Source organism: Oceanibaculum nanhaiense (assembly GCF_002148795.1).
GTDB lineage: Bacteria > Pseudomonadota > Alphaproteobacteria > Oceanibaculales > Oceanibaculaceae > Oceanibaculum > Oceanibaculum nanhaiense.
The window spans coordinates 137696-154236 of sequence record NZ_MPOB01000001.1 but is presented as its reverse complement, the minus strand read 5'-3'; the positions used below and the strand labels follow the sequence as shown (position 1 = coordinate 154236).

Here is a 16541-nt window from a genome sequence, read left to right as displayed (position 1 = left end):
ACATGTTCAGGCGCAAAAAAGTATCTCCTGAAGTAATCGCTGCGCAGGATGCGATTTCGGACCGTTCCGAAAAAGCCGGGGGGCAGGCGGATACGGAAGGAAAACGGGGGAGCACAATGTCAACGATCAAGCCGAACTCGCCGAATTTCGTGCCGGAATTGCCGCGCCGCAGCCTCGATATCCCGGGTGCCGGGCGTCGTGGCGATGGCGCCGTGCGCAGCAATGTATCGGACAGCCGGCGCCTGACCGTCGGCCGGGAGATCGTGCTGAGCGGCGACATCACCGCCTGCGAGGTGCTGGTGGTGGAAGGCCGGGTGGATGCCAAGCTGAAGAACTGCCAGGCCATCGAGATCACGCCTTCGGGTGTTTTCAAGGGCGAGGCGGAGATCGAGGAAGCCGATATCAGCGGCAGCTTCGATGGCGCGCTTACCGTGCGTGGCCGGCTGACCGTCCGCAATGGCGGGCGCATCCAGGGCTCGGTGCGGTATGGCCAGCTTGAGGTCGAGGCCGGCGGCGAGATCAACGGCGATGTGCGCTCCGGCGCGCCTGCCAAGGCGGACGCCAAGGGCGAGATCAAGACGGAAGAAAAGCCGACCGCCGCGTCGTAACGCGGGGTAGTGGGGCGGCAAACCGGATTCGGGCAGGTACGGCATGAAGGTGGCGGGCAGGCATATCGGGCGGAACAGGCAGGAGGGCCGCAAGAGCGGCCTGTTGCCCCGTCTTCTGTCCGTTTCGGCGCTGTTGCTGGCGGGTTGCGCCACGGAAGCGCCATCCGGCCCGACAATCGCATCCACGGCAGCGTCCGCCGCGCCGGTGCAGGGTTCCGACATGGTTGCCCAACCGTCCGCCTTGCCTGGTTTCGCCAGCGGGCTCTCTGGTGGGCTGGCCGGGCTGCTGCCGGAACCGTCGGCCAGGCCGGATAATATGTCTCTGGCCCCGCAGGCCGGGACGGGGGCCGCGGCGCCGGAACTGGTTGGCATGACGGCGCAGCAGCTGGGCGGCCTGCTGGGCCAGCCGCGTTATCTGCGCCGCGAGAGCCCGGCCCAGGTCTGGCAATATACCGACCGCCGCTGCATCCTCGACATCTTCCTCTATCCGGAGCAGGGCGAATATCGCGTCGTCCATGTCGAGACGCGTGACCCGCGCAGCCTGTCGGCACTGAATGTCGGCTCCTGCCTGAACGGGCTCGCCGTGCTGCCCGCCTCTCTGCGCGGCAGCTAAGAACCGCCCCAGCTAACCGTCTCACGGGCCAGGCCGGTTACAGGCTGGCGGGATCGGGTGTCTTTTCCTTGAATTTGCAGAAATCAGCGACGATGCAGCGCCAGCAATCCGGCTTGCGCGCCTTGCAGATATAGCGGCCGTGCAGAATCAGCCAGTGATGGGCATGCCGCAAATAGGGCGCGGGAATGCGCTTCTCCAGCCCCAGCTCAACCGCCAGCGGCGTCTTGCCGGGGGCGAGGCCGGTGCGGTTCGAGACCCGGAAGAGATGCGTGTCGACGGCGATGGTCGGCTGGCCGAAGGCGATGTTCAGCACTACGTTCGCGGTCTTGCGGCCAACCCCGGGTAGTGCCTCCAGCGCCGTGCGGTCGGCCGGCACCTCGCCGCCATGCCGCTCAATCAGCAGGCGGCTCATCTCGATGACGTTCTTCGCCTTGGAATTGAACAGGCCGATGGTCTTGATGTGCTGCTTCAGTCCCGCCTCGCCCAGCGCCAGCATCTTTTCCGGCGTATCGGCGATGGGGAACAGCTTCGCGGTCGCCTTGTTCACCGACACGTCGGTCGCCTGCGCCGACAGCGCGACCGCCACCAGCAGCGTATAGGGGTTCACATAGTCGAGCTCTCCCACCGGTTCCGGATTGGCGTCCTGGAGCCGGGCGAAAAACCCCTCGATATCGGCCTTGGTCATGCGTGCCATGAGTGGCTTTCTAGCCGGGGTGCGGGCAGCGGGCAAGACGGCTCATGGCGGGGGTTAACGGGGCGGGCTTTACGCACCCCTCCGACAATCCTACCTTTGATCCCATGGAGATCGCGGAAACCCCGGAGAGCGGCGCGGCGCGCCGGCTCTATTTCGATGCGACGCTGACGCCGCACCGCAGCCTGCCGCCTGCCGGCTTCTATCTGCTGATGGGCGCGGTTGGCGGCGTGTCGCTGACCATGGGGATCATGTTCCTGCTGATCGGCGCCTGGCCGGTTTTCGGCTTCCTCGGGCTCGATGTCGCCCTGCTCTATTTCGCTTTCAGAATGAATTACCGCGCGGCGCTGGCCCGCGAGACCGTCCGGCTCGACGAGTCGGAGCTGACGGTGCAGCGATTCAGCCCGTCCGGTCATGAGCGGCGCTGGAGTTTCCAGCCCTACTGGCTGAAGGTGCGGCATGAGGCGGCCAGCGAGTATCCGGTGCCGCTGGTGCTGGCGAGCCATGGCAGGCAGCTGGAGATCGCCAGCTTTCTGAGCCAGCCGGAGAAGACAGAACTGGCGGAAGCGCTGCGCGAGGCGCTTCAGCGCAGCCGCGCGCCGGATCTGGGTTAGTTAAGCCCCAACACGTCATCCATGCCGTAGAAGCCAGGCGCGCGCCCACGGGTCCACAGCGCGGCGCGCAGCGCTCCATCGGCGTAGATGGTGCGGTTGCTGGCCTTGTGGGTGAGTTCGATGCGCTCGCCCTCGGCCGCGAACACCACCGTATGGTCGCCGACCACATCGCCGCCGCGCAGTACGGCGAAACCGATATCGCCGGGGGTGCGCGGCCCGGTATGGCCATCGCGGGCGCGTTGCTGCACTTCGGCTAGATCGACACCCCTGCCGGCCGCCGCGGCCTCGCCCAGCCCCAGCGCCGTGCCGGAGGGGGCATCGACCTTGCGGCGATGGTGCATCTCAACAATTTCGATATCGTAATCATTATCCAGCACGGCGGCGATCTGGCGCGTCAGCGCGAACATCAGATTTACGCCGATGCTCATATTCGGAGCGAAAACCAGCGGGATTTTCTGGGCCTGCAGCTGCAGCGCCGTGCGATCCGATTGGGTGAGGCCGGTGGTGCCGACCACCAGGGCGGTGCCGTGGCGGGCGGCCAGTTCGGCATGCGCCAGGCTGGCGGCTGGGGCGGTGAAATCGATGATCGTTTCGGCAGCGGCGAAAAGTGCCTCGGCATCCTCGGTGATCGGGACGTCCAGCGCCTCGATTCCGGCAACCAGCCCTGCATCCTTGCCGATATGCGGCGTGCCGGGTCGGTCGGTGGCACCAACCAGCACGGTCTTGTCCGAGCGCGCCACGGCCTGGATGAGCATGCGGCCCATGACGCCGCCGGCACCGACGATTCCGATCTTCATGGCCGTCATTTTCTTCCCCCTGCCCGGTAGCGCCTTGCTTGACGCCCGTTATAACCGGTTTTCCGGTGGATTACCAAGCGGCACTTCCGGTCCATGACGGTGTGATCGCGTGGCGGGGCCGGCACTCCGAATTTTCGGGCTGTTCGGGGTTGGCGGGAAATGTTATTTGAAATATATGATAAATTCTTCTCGATATGCTGACCAGAACCGAGGGTTTCCGGTATGATCGACATTCGTTGCCTCTGTCTTGGCGTGCTCAGTCTGGGCGATGCCACCGGCTATGAGATCAGAAAGCGGCTGAAGGACAGTTTCGGCCCCTATCAGGGCATGAGCTATGGCGCGCTGTACCCGGCGCTGGCGAAATTACTGGCCGCTGCCGAGATCGAGAGCCTGGATGGCGACAAGGTGTCGGCGCTCGATAAGCGGACCTATCGGCTGACCGAAAAAGGACGGGAATCCTTGCATTCCAGCCTGATTCGCGCAAAGGGCCAGGAACAGACCCGCTCCGAATTCCTGGCCGCCATGTTCTTTGCCGACATGCTGGATCGGGACACGCTGGACCGGCTGCTGGATGAGCGGCTGGCGGAATCGCGCGGTGTGCTGGCGCATTTCCAGACCTATCGCGGTAGTCCGCCGACCGAAGGCCAGCGTTTTGTCGCCCGCTTCGGCCAGGTGATGGCGCGCGCCGCTATCGACTTCCTGCAGGGCGAAGGCCGCGCCATCGTGAATGCGATCGAACGCGACCGCAAAGCCCGCTAGGGCGATGCAGATAGCTGGATAGGGCGCCGAGTTGCGGTATTACCTCTCGATAGATCAAATACTTATCTTGGACTACGGTATCATGGCGTCAGCGCTCCCGCAGGTGAAGGGCGCTTCCCTGAAAGGCTGAATTCCGGCACATAAAAAAGCCGGGGAGCAGCAGCGCTACCCCCCGGCGATACCGCGATAATGCGGGTGTGAGGACTAGTCTCGCAGGTCTTCCCACAGCTCCTTCACCTTGGCGAAGAAGCCGGCGGATTCCGGGTTGGTCTTGTCGTGGTTGCCGCTTTCCTCGAACTGCTTCAGCAGCTCCTTTTGCTGCTTGGTCAGGCTCACCGGGGTCTCGACAGTAACTTCAATATAGAGATCGCCGCGCAGATTGCTGTTCAGCACGGTCATGCCCTTGCCGCGCAGGCGGAACTGATGGCCGTTCTGGGTGCCCTCGGGCACGCTGACCTTCACCCGCTTGCCTTCCAGTGTCGGCACCTCGATGGAGCCACCCAGCGTGGCCTTGGTCATCGGGATCGGCACCCGGCAATGGATGTCCGCCCCATCGCGCTGGAAGAAGCGGTGCGGGGCGATGGTCAGGAAAATATAGAGATCGCCGGTGGCGGCGCCGCGCAACCCGGCCTCGCCCTCGCCGGACAGGCGGATGCGCGTGCCTTCCTCGACGCCGGCCGGGATGGAGACGGAGAGGGCCTTCTCGCGCTGCTGGCGGCCGCTGCCACCGCAGGAACGGCACGGATTCTCGATCACCTTGCCGGCACCGCCACAGGTCGGGCAGCTGCGCTCGATGGTGAAGAAGCCCTGTTGCGCACGCACCTTTCCGGCACCGGCGCAGGTCGGGCAGGACACCGGCTGGGAGCCGGCCTCGGCGCCGCTGCCATCGCAGGCTTCGCAGGCCACGGAGGTCGGGATGCGGAGTTCCTTGGTGGCGCCGGCGAAGGCGTCCTCCAGGGTGATTTCCAGATTGAGCCTAAGGTCGGCGCCGCGGCCACGCTGGCCGCCGCGGCCACGCTGGCCGCCCATGAACTCGCCGAACATCTCGTCGAAGATATCGGCAAAGCCGCCGCCGAAATCGAAGCCGCCGGCGCCGCGCCCGTTGCCGCGCGGGCCGCCGCCATTCTCGAAGGCGGCGTGGCCGAACCGGTCATAGGCCGCGCGCTTTTCCTCGTCCTTCAGGACGTCATAGGCCTCGTTCACTTCCTTGAAGCGTGCCTCGGCCTCGGGATCGTCCGGATTGCGATCCGGATGATATTGCATGGCGAGCTTGCGGTAGGCCCGCTTCAGCCCGTCCTTGTCGGCCCCGCGATCGACGCCGAGTGTCTCGTAATAGTCCCGCTTCGCCATTGTTTAGCGGCCCCTGGACTGACGATGAGTAGGCACCGCGACCTCCGGGGATGATGCCCCGGAGGTCACAGGCATTTCGGTTGCGTAACGGACTGTGCCGTTCGCGGTCATCGGACTTTAGGCCGACTTCTTGCGGTCCTCGTCGTCCACTTCCTCGAAATCGGCGTCGACGACCTTGTCGTCGCCCTTGGCCGCCGCGTCGCCGCTGCCGGCATCGCCGCCGCCCTCGCCATCACCGGAGCCACCGGCCCCGCCATCCTGCTGGGCCTTGTACATGGCTTCACCGAGCTTCATGGCGGATTGTGCCAGCTTCTCGGTCTTTTCCTTGATGAGGGCCGCATCGTCGCCGGCCATGGCTTCCTTCAGCGCGGCGATATCGGCCTCGATTGCCGATTTCTCGTCGGCACCGATGTGGCTGCCATGCTCGGCCAGGTTCTTTTCGGTGGTGTGCACCAGCGATTCGGCGTGGTTGCGGGCTTCCACCGCCTCGCGCCGCTTCTTGTCCTCGGCGGCGTTGGCCTCGGCGTCCTTCACCATCTGCTCGATATCGGCATCGGACAGACCGCCCGAGGCCTGGATGCGGATGGCCTGCTCCTTGTTGGTCGCCTTGTCCTTCGCCGAGACGTTCACGATGCCGTTGGCGTCGATGTCGAAGGTGACCTCGATCTGCGGGATGCCGCGCGGCGCCGTCGGCAGGCCGACCAGATCGAACTGGCCCAGCATCTTGTTGTCCGCCGCCATTTCGCGCTCACCCTGGAACACCCGGATGGTCACCGCCGTCTGATTATCCTCGGCGGTCGAGAACACCTGGCTCTTCTTGGTCGGGATCGTGGTGTTGCGGTCGATCAGGCGGGTGAATACGCCGCCCAGCGTCTCGATGCCCAGCGACAGCGGGGTCACGTCGAGCAGCAGGACGTCCTTCACCTCGCCCTTCAGCACCGCACCCTGAATGGCCGCACCCACGGCCACCACCTCATCCGGGTTGACGCCGCGATGCGGCTCGCGCCCGAAGAAATTCTTCACAGTCTCGAGGATCTTCGGCATGCGGGTCATACCGCCGACCATGATCACCTCGTTCACCTCGCCGGCGGTGATGCCGGCATCCTTCAGCGCCGCCTTGCAGGGCTCGATGGTGCGCTTCACCAGATCATCCACCAGCGCTTCCAGCTTGGCGCGCGACAGCTTCATGGTCAGATGCTTCGGACCAGACTGGTCGGCGGTGATGAAGGGCAGGTTGATCTCGGTCTCGGTGGTGCTGGACAGCTCGATCTTCGCCTTCTCGGCGGCTTCCTTCAGGCGCTGCAGCGCCATCTTGTCGCCACGCAGGTCGATGCCGGCTTCCTTTTTGAACTCGTCGGCCAGGTACTGGATGATCCGGCTGTCGAAATCCTCGCCGCCCAGGAAGGTGTCGCCATTGGTGGACTTCACCTCGAACACGCCGTCGCCGATCTCCAGGATCGACACGTCGAAGGTGCCGCCGCCAAGGTCATAGACCGCGACGATGCCGCTGCCCTTCTTTTCCAGGCCATAGGCGAGCGCTGCGGCGGTCGGCTCGTTGATGATGCGCAGCACTTCCAGCCCGGCGATCTTGCCGGCGTCCTTGGTGGCCTGACGCTGGGCGTCGTTGAAATAGGCCGGGACGGTGATGACCGCCTGCGTGACCTTCTCGCCCAGGTGGTTCTCGGCGGTTTCCTTCATCTTCTGCAGGATGAAGGCGCTGACCTCGCTGGGGCTGTACTTCTTGCCGCGGCTCTCGACCCAGGCGTCGCCATTATCCGCCTTCACGATCTTGTAGGGGACGAGGCCCTTGTCCTTCTCCACCATCGGGTCGTCGATCCGGCGGCCGACGAGGCGCTTGATCGCGAACAGGGTGTTTTCCGGATTGGTTACTGCCTGGCGCTTCGCCGGCAGACCGACCAGGCGTTCGCCGCCCTCGGTAAACGCGACCATCGACGGCGTGGTGCGCATGCCTTCCGCGTTCTCGATAACGCGGGCATTGCCGCCTTCCATCACGGCGACGCAAGAGTTGGTCGTACCAAGGTCGATGCCGATAACTTTGGACATGCTCTATTTCCTTTCTTCAGCAGGGCTCACTCGGCCCGTCAAGGCACCGGTCGGAGCCCCCTTATGCGATGGGGTTAAGCTGACCTGACGGAACTGCAAGGGTATATAGGCAGCAGTACTTGGCGCTGCAACGGTGAAAATCCGCCAATTCAGACGCAAAAACCGGCAAAACCGCACATGATCGTCTCTGCGAGCTACCGTACCGACATTCCGGCTTTCTATGGCGAGTGGTTCCGGGAACGGCTGCGCGCGGGCCATTGTATGGTCGCCAATCCCTATGGCAGCAGGCCTTACAGGGTGGCGCTCACGGCGGATGCCGTGGACGGCTTCGTGTTCTGGACGCGTAACGTCGCACCCTTCCTGCCGGCGCTCGAAGAGGTCACGGCGCGGAGGCTGCCTTTTATCGTCCAGTACACGGCGACCGGCTATCCGCGCGAGTGGGAGCGCGCCACCCTGCCGGCCGATGCCGCCATCGCCCAGATGCGCGCGATGGCGACGGCCTATGGGCAGCGTGCGGTGGTCTGGCGCTATGATCCGATCCTGTTCGCCGACGGGATGGGTGCGGACTGTATGGATGCCGACTGGCATCGCACCACTTTCCGCCGGATGGCGCAGGCGCTTGCCGGGGCGGTGGACGAGGCGGTGGTCTCGATCCTCGCTCCCTATCGCAAGGCCGTGCGCAATCTGGATCGGGCGGCGCAGCGTCACGGCCTGGCCTGGCGCGTGCCGGAACCGGCGGAATCGTCGGCATTGCTGACCGATCTTGCGGAGATCGCGAAGGATGCGGGCATGCGGCTCACGCTGTGCGCCCAGCCCGACCGGCTGACGGATGGCCTCTCGCCTGCCGCCTGCATCGATGCAGGGCGCCTGTCGGATGTCGCGGGCCGCGACATCGCGGCCCGGGTGAAGGGCAACCGGCCGGGCTGCCTGTGCGCCGAATCGCGGGACATCGGCGGTTATGACAGCTGCCCGCATGGCTGCACCTATTGCTATGCGGTTGCCGATCATGACAAGGCGCGGCGTCGCCACCGGGCGCATGACCCGGCGGCCGAAAGCCTGTTGCCGTAAAGCTTGGCGCCGAAAGGGCGACAGGTCAGGCAGAGGTATCGACGCGGTCGGCCGGCTTGGCCTCGCCCTTGGCGACGCCGACCATGGCGGCCTTCAGCAGCCGTTCATGGATGACATAGCCCGGCTGCAGCAGCTGCACGACGGCGCCTGCCGGCTGGCCGCTGTTCTCCACTTCGAACATGGCCTGGTGATAATTATAGTCGAAGGGCTCGCCCGGCTCGGGCGCCACCCGGCGCACGCCGTGCTTTTCCAGCGCCGCGAGCAGCACGCGCTCGGTCATCTCGACGCCTTCCATCAGCGCCTTCACGGCGGGCTCGTGCGCCGCCTCGGCCGGCACGGAAGACAGCGCCCGGCGCAGATCGTCGGCCACCCCGACCACGTCCCCGGCGAAATTGGCGATACCGAACTTGCGGTCCTGCTCGCGGTCGCGCTCGGCGCGCTTGCGCATATTGTCGATCTCGGCGACGGCGCGCAGCAGCTTGTCGCGGGTATCCGCCAGCTCCTGGGCCAGCGCCCGGGTGGCCTCATCGATCTCGGCGTCCCCGGCGGTGGAACCGGCCTCGTCCATGGCTTCCTGCGCCTCGGTCTCGGCGGTGGCGGTCACCTCCGGTTCCTGGGTTTCGGCGGCATCGTTCTGCGGATTGGTGTTCTGTGTCATGGTTCGCTGCTTGCTTCCGGTTTTCTTGAATCAGCCGATCATGCGGCCGATGGTCTTGGCCGTGTAATCGACCATGGGAATGATGCGGGCATAGTTCATCCGGGTCGGGCCGATGACGCCGATGGCCCCCAGCACCTGCTCGCGGCTGTTGGCGTAGGGGGCGACGATCATCGAGCAGCCGGCCAGGCCGAACAGCTGGTTCTCCGCGCCGATGAAGATCTGCACGCCCTCGCCCTTGTTCGTCGCCTCCAGGAGCCGCATCAGGCTTTCCTTGGTTTCCAGCGTCTGGAACAGGGTGCGGATGCGCTCCAGATCCTCCAGCGCGGTCACATCCTCCAGCAACCGCGCCTGCCCGCGCACGATCAGATAGCCTGAATCGTCACCGGCCGTCCAGGTCGCGAGCCCGGCCTCGACCACCTTCTGCGACAGCGAGTCGAGCTGCGCGCGGTGCTGTTCCAGCTCCTGCTGGATAAACAGCCTTGCCTCCTCGATGGTGCGGCCGTTCAGCCGTGCATTGACATAATTGCCCGCCTCCATCAGCGCCGAGGGCGGCATGCCGGCGGGCAGCTCGATCACCCGGTTCTCGACCATGCCATTGTCGGACACCATGACGACCAGCGCGCGGTCCGGCGCCAGGCTGACGAATTCCATGTGCTTCAGCCGGTCATCCTGCTTTGGCGCCATGACGAGGCCGGCGCAGTTCGCCAGGCCCGACAGGGTCGTCGTCGCCTGCTCCAGAACGTCGCCGAAGGAGCGGCCAAGCGCGGCGCACTTCGCCTCGATGGCGGTGCGTTCGTTCTCGGTCAGCCGGCCGACTTCCAGCAGGCCGTTCACGAACATACGCAGGCCGGCCTCGGTGGGCAGGCGGCCGGCCGAGGTGTGCGGCGCGAACAGCAGGCCGGCCGCTTCCAGATCGGCCATGACATTACGGATCGTCGCCGCCGACAGCGACAGATCGAGCCGGCGCGACAGGGTGCGCGAGCCGACCGGTTCGCCGGTTTCCATATAGGCATCAACGATGAGGCGGAATATCTCCCGCGACCGTTCATTCAGCTGACCGACCGCCGACATTGGTGGCGGCGTTGAAATTCCGTACAAATCCATGGCTTTCGGGTTGTTCGAAGCCCTCCGAATCTAGGTACGCCCCGGCACAGCGTCAATGTGTCCTCGACGCGCCGCGCGCATGGGGCTAGCTTGCGCGCCGAAAGCTGAAGACCAGTCAAGATCGTGGAGGACATTATGCGACCCTCGGGCCGTGCGCCGGATCAGATGCGCGCCGTTACCCTTGAGCCCGGTGCGTCCAAGTACGCCGAAGGCTCCTGCCTCGCCAAATTCGGCGACACACATGTGCTGTGCGCCGCCTCCATCGAGGATCGCGTGCCGCCGTTCCTGCGCAATGCCGGCAAGGGCTGGGTGACGGCGGAATACGGCATGCTGCCGCGCTCCACCCATACCCGCACGGACCGCGAGGCGGCAAAGGGCAAGCAGAGCGGCCGCACCCAGGAAATCCAGCGGCTGATCGGCCGTTCGCTGCGCGCCATCACCCGCACCGAGAAGATGGGCGAGATTACCATCAAGATCGATTGCGACGTGCTGCAGGCCGATGGCGGCACCCGCACGGCGGCGATCACCGGCGCCTATGTGGCGCTGTATCAGGCATTCCAGCATCTGCTGAAGCTTGGCATGATCAAGGAAATCCCGCTCAGCGATTCAGTGGCGGCGATTTCCTGCGGCATCTACAAGGGCCAGTCGGTGCTTGATCTGGACTATCCGGAGGATTCCGATTGCGGGGCTGATGCCAATTTCGTGCTGACCGGCACCGGCGGTATCGTCGAGGTGCAGGGCACCGCCGAGGGCGCGCCCTTCAGCCAGGCGCAGCTTGCCGAGCTGCTGGATCTCGCCAACAAGGGCGTGGCCGATCTGGCGATCCTGCAGCGCAAGGCGCTGGGACTGGACTGAGCCATGGCCCGCCGGTTCACGGAGAAGAAGCTGGTCATTGCCAGCCACAATCCCGGCAAGGTGCGGGAGATCGGTGATCTGCTGCGCGCCTTCGCGGTGGAGGTGGTGTCTGCCGGCGATCTCGGCATTTCCGAGCCGGAGGAGACCGGGACCACCTTTCGCGCCAATGCCGAGCTGAAGGCCCGGCATTCGGCGGAAGCCTCGGGCCTGCCGGCGCTGGCCGACGATTCCGGCCTCGCCGTCACCGCGCTGAATGGCGATCCCGGCATTTACTCCGCGCGCTGGGCCGGCCCGTCGAAGGATTTCGGCCTGGCGATGCAGAAGGTCGAGGACGCGCTGGCCGGCAAAACGGATCGCAGTGCCCGCTTCGTCTGCGCGCTGGCGCTGGCCTGGCCGGACGGCCATGTCGAGATTTTTGAGGGCACGGTCGCGGGCGGTCTGGTCTGGCCGCCGCGCGGGGACAAGGGCTTTGGTTATGACCCGATGTTCCGCCCGGCGGGCCAACCCACAGGCGAGAGCCTGACCTATGGCGAGATCGACCCCGACCAGAAGCACGCGACCAGCCACCGGGCGGCGGCGTTCCGGCAGTTGGTCGAGGCCTGCTTCAAGGCCTGAGATATGACGGCACCGGAAACGTCCCGTACCCCGGACAGTTTGGCCGTCTATGTCCACTGGCCGTTCTGCCGGTCGAAATGCCCCTACTGCGACTTCAATTCCCATGTCTCGGCCAGCATCGACCATGCGCGCTGGCGGGCGGCATTGCTGCGTGAGATCGATCATTATGCCGACCGCACGCCGGGCCGCACCGTCAGCTCGATCTTCTTCGGTGGTGGCACGCCTTCGCTGATGGAGCCGGCGACGGCGGCGGCGGTGATCGAGCAGATCGGCAAACGCTGGCGCCTTGACGATGGCGTGGAGATCACGCTGGAGGCCAACCCGACCTCGGTCGAGGCGGCGCTGCTGGCAGGCTTCCGCAGCGCCGGGGTGAACCGGGTCTCGCTCGGCGTGCAGGCGCTGAACGATGCCGACCTTAAATTCCTGGGCCGCGAGCATTCTGCGCGCGAGGCGCTGGAAGCGGTCGATATAGCCGCCCGGCTGTTCGATCGTTTCAGTTTCGATCTGATCTATGCCCGGCCCGGCCAGACGGTGGAAGCATGGGAAGCGGAGCTGCGCCAGGCACTGTCCCATGCGGTGGGCCATATCTCGGCCTATCAGCTGACCATCGAGGAGGGCACGCCCTTCCATCTGCGCCATGCCCGCGGTGAGTTCAAGATTCCCGACGAGGATACCGGCGCCGCCCTCTATGAGGCGACGCAGGCGGTGCTGGAACAGGCCGGCCTGCCGGCCTACGAGATTTCCAACCATGCAAGGCCGGGCGAGGAATCGCGGCACAACCTCGCCTATTGGCGCTATGCCGATTATGCCGGCATCGGCCCCGGCGCGCATGGAAGGCTGAGTATTGAGGGCGAGAAGCTGGCGACCCGCCAGCACCGCGCGCCGCAGATCTGGCTGGAGCGGGTGGAGCGCGACGGCCATGCCACCCAGGCCGAGCTGCCGGTACTCCCGGAAGAACGGCTGACCGAGATGCTGATGATGGGGCTGCGCACGGTCGAGGGCGTGCCGGCGGACCGCTTCATCCGCGAGACCGGCCAGGAGATGCGCGGCGCACTGGATGCGGAACGGCTGGATCGGCTGGTCGAAGGCGGGTTCCTGATCGCCGACGCGGTCGGCCTGCGCGCGACATCCGAGGGCCGCCAGCGCCTGAACGCCCTGCTGCCGGCGCTGCTGGGCTAAACCCTACCGTCCCCCCTTTATCGTCCGGGGGCGACGCGGCGGTAACTGAGCGCCTCCGCGATCTGGATACGGCCCACCTGCTCCACCCCGGCGAGGTCGGCCAGCGTGCGGGCGACGCGCATCACCCGGTGATAGCCGCGCGCCGACAGTTTCATGCGCTCCGCCGCCTCGGCCAGCAGCGCCTTGCCGGCGGCGTCGGGTGTGGCGACCTCCTCCAGCAGTGTGCCGTCGGCCTGCGCGTTCACCCTTATGTCCGTGCCGGTATAGCGTGTCCGCTGGATCGCCCGTGCCGCTGCGATGCGCGCCGCCACCTCGGCCGATCCCTCGCGCGGGCTGGGCAAGGCGAGGTCGGACGGGCTGACCGCCGGCACCTCGACATGCAGATCGATGCGGTCGAACAGCGGGCCGGAAATCTTCGACTGGTAGTCCAGCGCGCAGCGCGGTGCGCGCCCGCAGGTCAGCGCAGGATCGTCCAGATGGCCGCAGCGGCAGGGATTCATCGCCGCCACCAGCTGCACCCGGGCCGGATAGGTGACATGGGCATTGACGCGGGCGACCACGGCGCGGCCGGATTCCAACGGCTGGCGCAGCGATTCGAGGGTGCCGCGCGCGAATTCGGGGAGTTCGTCCAGGAACAGCACGCCGTTGTGGGCGAGGCTGATTTCCCCCGGCTTGGCGCGGATGCCGCCGCCGACCAGCGCCGGCAGCGAGGCGGAATGGTGCGGGTCGCGGAACGGCCGCCGCCGGCGCATCCGCCCGCCTTCCAGATGGCCGGCGATGGAATGGATCATGCTGACCTCCAGCGCTTCCGCTGGGTCGAGCGGCGGCAAAAGCCCCGGCAGGCGCTGCGCCAGCATCGACTTGCCGGAGCCGGGCGGCCCGATCATCAGGAGGTTGTGGCCGCCGGCTGCCGCCACCTCCAGCGCCCGCTTCGCCGTCTCCTGCCCCTTGATGTCGCGCAGATCGGGGTAGCGTTCTTCCTCCCCGGCCAGCAGCGCCTCGGGCGGGGTCAGCACCTGGGTGCCCTTGAAATGATTGATGAGGGACAGCAGCGTCGGCGCCGCCAATATCTCGATGCGCCCGGCCCAGGCCGCCTCGCCGCCGCAGGCCGCCGGGCAGATCAGCCCGCGATCCGCGGCGCTGGCGCCGATGGCGGCAGGCAGCACCCCGGCGACGGATGTTATGGAGCCGTCCAGTCCCAGCTCGCCCAGCACGGTATAACCGGATATCTCCTCACCCGGCAGCACGCCCATGGCGACCAGCAGCCCGACCGCGATCGGCAGGTCGAAATGGCTGCCTTCCTTCAGCAGGTCGGCGGGGGCGAGGTTCACCGTGATGCGCTTGGGCGGCAATGCCAGCCCCATGGCGCCAAGGGCGGCGCGCACCCGCTCCCGGCTTTCGCCGACCGCCTTGTCCGGCAGGCCGACGATGGTGAAGGCGGGAAGGCCGGCCGCCATCTGCACCTGGACATCGACCGGCAGCACCTCGATGCCCTGGAACGCGACCGTGTTGACCCGCGCGACCATCCGTCCTCCCCGCTGCTACCTGCGATGGTATGGGGCGCAGGGAGTTCGGGCCAGCGGAAAGTTTGTGGGGACTCAAGAATCCCTCGCCCCGGAAGGGGAGAGGGATTTTATATACGGCTGGAAACCAGCTTCTATGCCGACGCAACCCCGGTGCGGCTGGTCAGCTTGCCCTCGATGGCGTCCCAGATCTGCGCCGCCAGGCTGACACCGTCGAAACGGTCGATTTCCTGCAGGCCGGTCGGCGAGGTGACGTTGATCTCGGTCAGGTAATCGCCGATCACGTCGATGCCGACGAACAGCAGCCCGCGCTCGCGCAGGGCCGGGCCGATGGCGTCGCAGATATCCTGCTCGCGGCGGGTCAGCTGGCTGGCGATCGCCTTGCCGCCGGCATGCATGTTGGCGCGCGCCTCGCCATCGGCCGGGATGCGGTTGATGGCGCCCGCCGCCTTGCCGTCGATCAGGATGATGCGCTTGTCGCCCTGGCGGATTTCCGGCAGATAGCGCTGCACGATGATCGGCTCGCGGTAGAGCTGGGTGAAGGTCTCCAGCAAGGCCGAGAGATTCTCGTCATCCGGCTTGATGTGGAACACGCCGGAACCGCCATTGCCGAACAGCGGCTTCACGATGATGTCCTTGTGCTCGGCCCGGAAGGCGAGAATTTCCGCGCGGTCGGTGGTGATCAGCGTCGGCGGCATCAGATCCGGGAAATGGGTGACGAACAGCTTTTCCGGCGCGTTGCGCACATGGACCGGGTCATTCACCACCAGCGTGCCCGGATGCACATGCTCCAGGATATGCGTGGTGGTGATGTAGCTCATGTCGAAGGGCGGGTCCTGGCGCAGCAGCACGACATCCATGGTGGCGAGGTCGATGCTCTCAGGCGCACCCATGCTGGCGTGGTTGCCCTTCTCGCGCCGGACGGTCAGTGATCTTGCGCGGGCGATGGCGCGGTTGCCCTTCAGCGACAGATCCTGCGGCGTGTAGTGGAACAGCGCGTGACCGCGGCGCTGGGCTTCCAGCGCCAGCACGAAGGTGCTGTCGGCGTCGATATTGATCGGCTCGATCGGGTCCATCTGGATGGCGACGGCAAGGCTCATGGCCGGCATAACTCCCAAAGAGGAATGGTTTTGCCGGCACTATAGAGCCTCTTACCAAGCAACCCAATCGGGTTAGTTGCCGGCTTAGTTGTTGGTTTAATTCAGACGACCGCGCCAGGCCTGCAGCAGCGCCGCCGCCTCGTGCCGCTCCGTGCTGGACGGTGCCAGTTCGACGAAGCGCTCCAGCGCCTCGATGGCGGCACCCATGCGTTCCAGCCGGGCATTGATCAGCGCCGATTCGCGCCACAGCGGCACATGGTCCGGGGCAAACAGCAGCATGCGGCCGATGACCGACAGCGCGCGCTCGAACTCGCCCTGCCGGACCGCCCGCAGCAGAATATTGTTTTGCAGCCGTAACAGAATATCGCGGTCCGGTACCGGCTCGTAATAGTCCGGCAGCAGGGTCGCGTCCTGGCCGGCGATGGCGGTCAGCAGCTGGCGCAGATCGACCGCCTCCAGCGCCCGACCGCCATGGAACGGGTCGAGGATGGCGCGGCCGCCGGCAGCCTGCAGGCGGATCAGAAAATGGCCGGGGAAGTTAAGCCCCTCGGCCTGCCAGCCCTGGCTGCGGGCGGTGTGGATATAGAGGATGCCCAGCGCCACCGGCAGGCCGCGCCGGCGCTCGATCACGCGCATCAGATTGGCGTTCTGCATGTCGTCATAGGTCAGCTCGTCGCCCTGATAGCCGAAGCGCCCGGCCATCACGTCGCTCAGCGCCCCGGCGCAGCCGGCGATGTCGCGATCCTGGCCGGGGGCGGTGTCGGCCAGTGTCTCCGTCAGGGCTTCGCCCAGTTCCGACAGATGCCGGCGGTACCAGGAAAAGCTGACGCCCGGCCGGTCGAAGCTGGCCAGCGCCAGGCCGGCCCCGGCAATATCGAACGGTGCCGCGCCGCAGGTGGCAAGGCCGGCAAGGATGGCATTCGCTTCCGTGCCGCTCTCCATC

General features: G+C 66.1%; 17 protein-coding genes. 8 read left to right on the top strand and 9 right to left on the bottom strand.

Going from position 1 to position 16541, the window contains the following annotated elements; translation table 11 throughout:
• Window positions 1–116: 116 nt before the first annotated feature.
• Complete coding sequence (locus BKM74_RS00705; RefSeq protein WP_176342326.1) at window positions 117–608, top strand: bactofilin family protein; 492 nt, start codon at window positions 117–119, stop codon at window positions 606–608.
• A gap of 103 nt (window positions 609–711) precedes the next feature.
• A complete protein-coding gene (locus BKM74_RS00700; protein WP_140056000.1) occupies window positions 712–1221 on the top strand; it encodes a hypothetical protein in 510 nt (169 codons plus the stop codon).
• Between the two features lie 37 nt (window positions 1222–1258).
• Here the strand turns inward: BKM74_RS00700 and nth are convergent, their stop codons facing one another.
• A complete protein-coding gene (nth, locus tag BKM74_RS00695) occupies window positions 1259–1906 on the bottom strand; it encodes an endonuclease III (protein ID WP_086464218.1) in 648 nt (215 codons plus the stop codon).
• A gap of 113 nt (window positions 1907–2019) precedes the next feature.
• On the opposite strand from nth, the gene BKM74_RS00690 reads away from it, so the two are divergent.
• A complete protein-coding gene (locus BKM74_RS00690; protein ID WP_086463780.1) occupies window positions 2020–2526 on the top strand; it encodes a DUF2244 domain-containing protein in 507 nt (168 codons plus the stop codon).
• Here the strand turns inward: BKM74_RS00690 and dapB are convergent.
• Window positions 2523–3323 (bottom strand): 4-hydroxy-tetrahydrodipicolinate reductase, encoded by an 801-nt coding sequence (gene dapB / locus BKM74_RS00685; RefSeq protein ID WP_176342359.1) that lies wholly within the window; start codon window positions 3321–3323, stop codon window positions 2523–2525. The genes BKM74_RS00690 and dapB overlap by 4 nt on opposite strands.
• Window positions 3324–3545: 222 nt before the next feature.
• Here dapB and BKM74_RS00680 point away from each other — a divergent pair, with 222 nt between their 5' ends.
• A complete protein-coding gene (locus BKM74_RS00680) occupies window positions 3546–4082 on the top strand; it encodes a PadR family transcriptional regulator (protein ID WP_086463778.1) in 537 nt (178 codons plus the stop codon).
• Window positions 4083–4286: 204 nt separating this feature from the next.
• Here the strand turns inward: BKM74_RS00680 and dnaJ are convergent, their stop codons facing one another.
• On the bottom strand, window positions 4287–5432 hold the full coding sequence (gene dnaJ / locus BKM74_RS00675) for a molecular chaperone DnaJ (RefSeq protein WP_086463777.1): 1146 nt from the start codon (window positions 5430–5432) through the stop codon (window positions 4287–4289).
• 117 nt (window positions 5433–5549) lie between these two features.
• The gene (gene dnaK, locus BKM74_RS00670; protein WP_086463776.1) at window positions 5550–7496 is read right to left on the bottom strand and encodes a molecular chaperone DnaK; all 1947 of its coding nucleotides are present in this window, start codon (window positions 7494–7496) and stop codon (window positions 5550–5552) included.
• A gap of 177 nt (window positions 7497–7673) precedes the next feature.
• Here dnaK and BKM74_RS00665 point away from each other — a divergent pair, with 177 nt between their 5' ends.
• Window positions 7674–8564, top strand: a complete 891-nt coding sequence (locus BKM74_RS00665; protein WP_086463775.1) for a DUF1848 domain-containing protein — start codon at window positions 7674–7676, stop codon at window positions 8562–8564.
• A 25-nt stretch (window positions 8565–8589) separates the two neighbouring features.
• Here the strand turns inward: BKM74_RS00665 and grpE are convergent, their stop codons facing one another.
• Window positions 8590–9222: a nucleotide exchange factor GrpE gene (grpE, locus tag BKM74_RS00660; protein WP_086463774.1), complete on the bottom strand. Its 633-nt coding sequence runs from the start codon at window positions 9220–9222 to the stop codon at window positions 8590–8592.
• 30 nt (window positions 9223–9252) lie between these two features.
• Window positions 9253–10293 (bottom strand): heat-inducible transcriptional repressor HrcA, encoded by a 1041-nt coding sequence (gene hrcA, locus BKM74_RS00655; protein ID WP_086463773.1) that lies wholly within the window; start codon window positions 10291–10293, stop codon window positions 9253–9255.
• Between the two features lie 168 nt (window positions 10294–10461).
• Between hrcA and rph the strand changes: the two genes are divergently transcribed.
• The 3 genes from rph to hemW are packed head-to-tail and all read left to right on the top strand — an operon-like array spanning window position 10462 to window position 12975.
• A complete protein-coding gene (rph, locus tag BKM74_RS00650) occupies window positions 10462–11181 on the top strand; it encodes a ribonuclease PH (protein ID WP_086463772.1) in 720 nt (239 codons plus the stop codon).
• Window positions 11182–11184: 3 nt separating this feature from the next.
• On the top strand, window positions 11185–11796 hold the full coding sequence (gene rdgB / locus BKM74_RS00645) for an RdgB/HAM1 family non-canonical purine NTP pyrophosphatase (protein ID WP_086463771.1): 612 nt from the start codon (window positions 11185–11187) through the stop codon (window positions 11794–11796).
• A gap of 3 nt (window positions 11797–11799) precedes the next feature.
• Window positions 11800–12975, top strand: a complete 1176-nt coding sequence (gene hemW / locus BKM74_RS00640; RefSeq protein WP_086463770.1) for a radical SAM family heme chaperone HemW — start codon at window positions 11800–11802, stop codon at window positions 12973–12975.
• 17 nt (window positions 12976–12992) lie between these two features.
• Here hemW and BKM74_RS00635 read toward each other — a convergent pair whose 3' ends face one another.
• From BKM74_RS00635 to BKM74_RS00625, 3 genes are all read right to left on the bottom strand, one after another.
• Window positions 12993–14501, bottom strand: coding sequence for a YifB family Mg chelatase-like AAA ATPase (locus BKM74_RS00635; RefSeq protein WP_086463769.1), 1509 nt, complete (start codon window positions 14499–14501; stop codon window positions 12993–12995).
• Between the two features lie 131 nt (window positions 14502–14632).
• Entirely contained in the window at window positions 14633–15598 is a 966-nt protein-coding gene (gshB, locus tag BKM74_RS00630) for a glutathione synthase (protein WP_086464217.1), read from the bottom strand.
• 96 nt (window positions 15599–15694) lie between these two features.
• Window positions 15695–16540 (bottom strand): SirB1 family protein, encoded by an 846-nt coding sequence (locus BKM74_RS00625; RefSeq protein ID WP_086463768.1) that lies wholly within the window; start codon window positions 16538–16540, stop codon window positions 15695–15697.
• Window position 16541 lies beyond the last annotated feature (1 nt).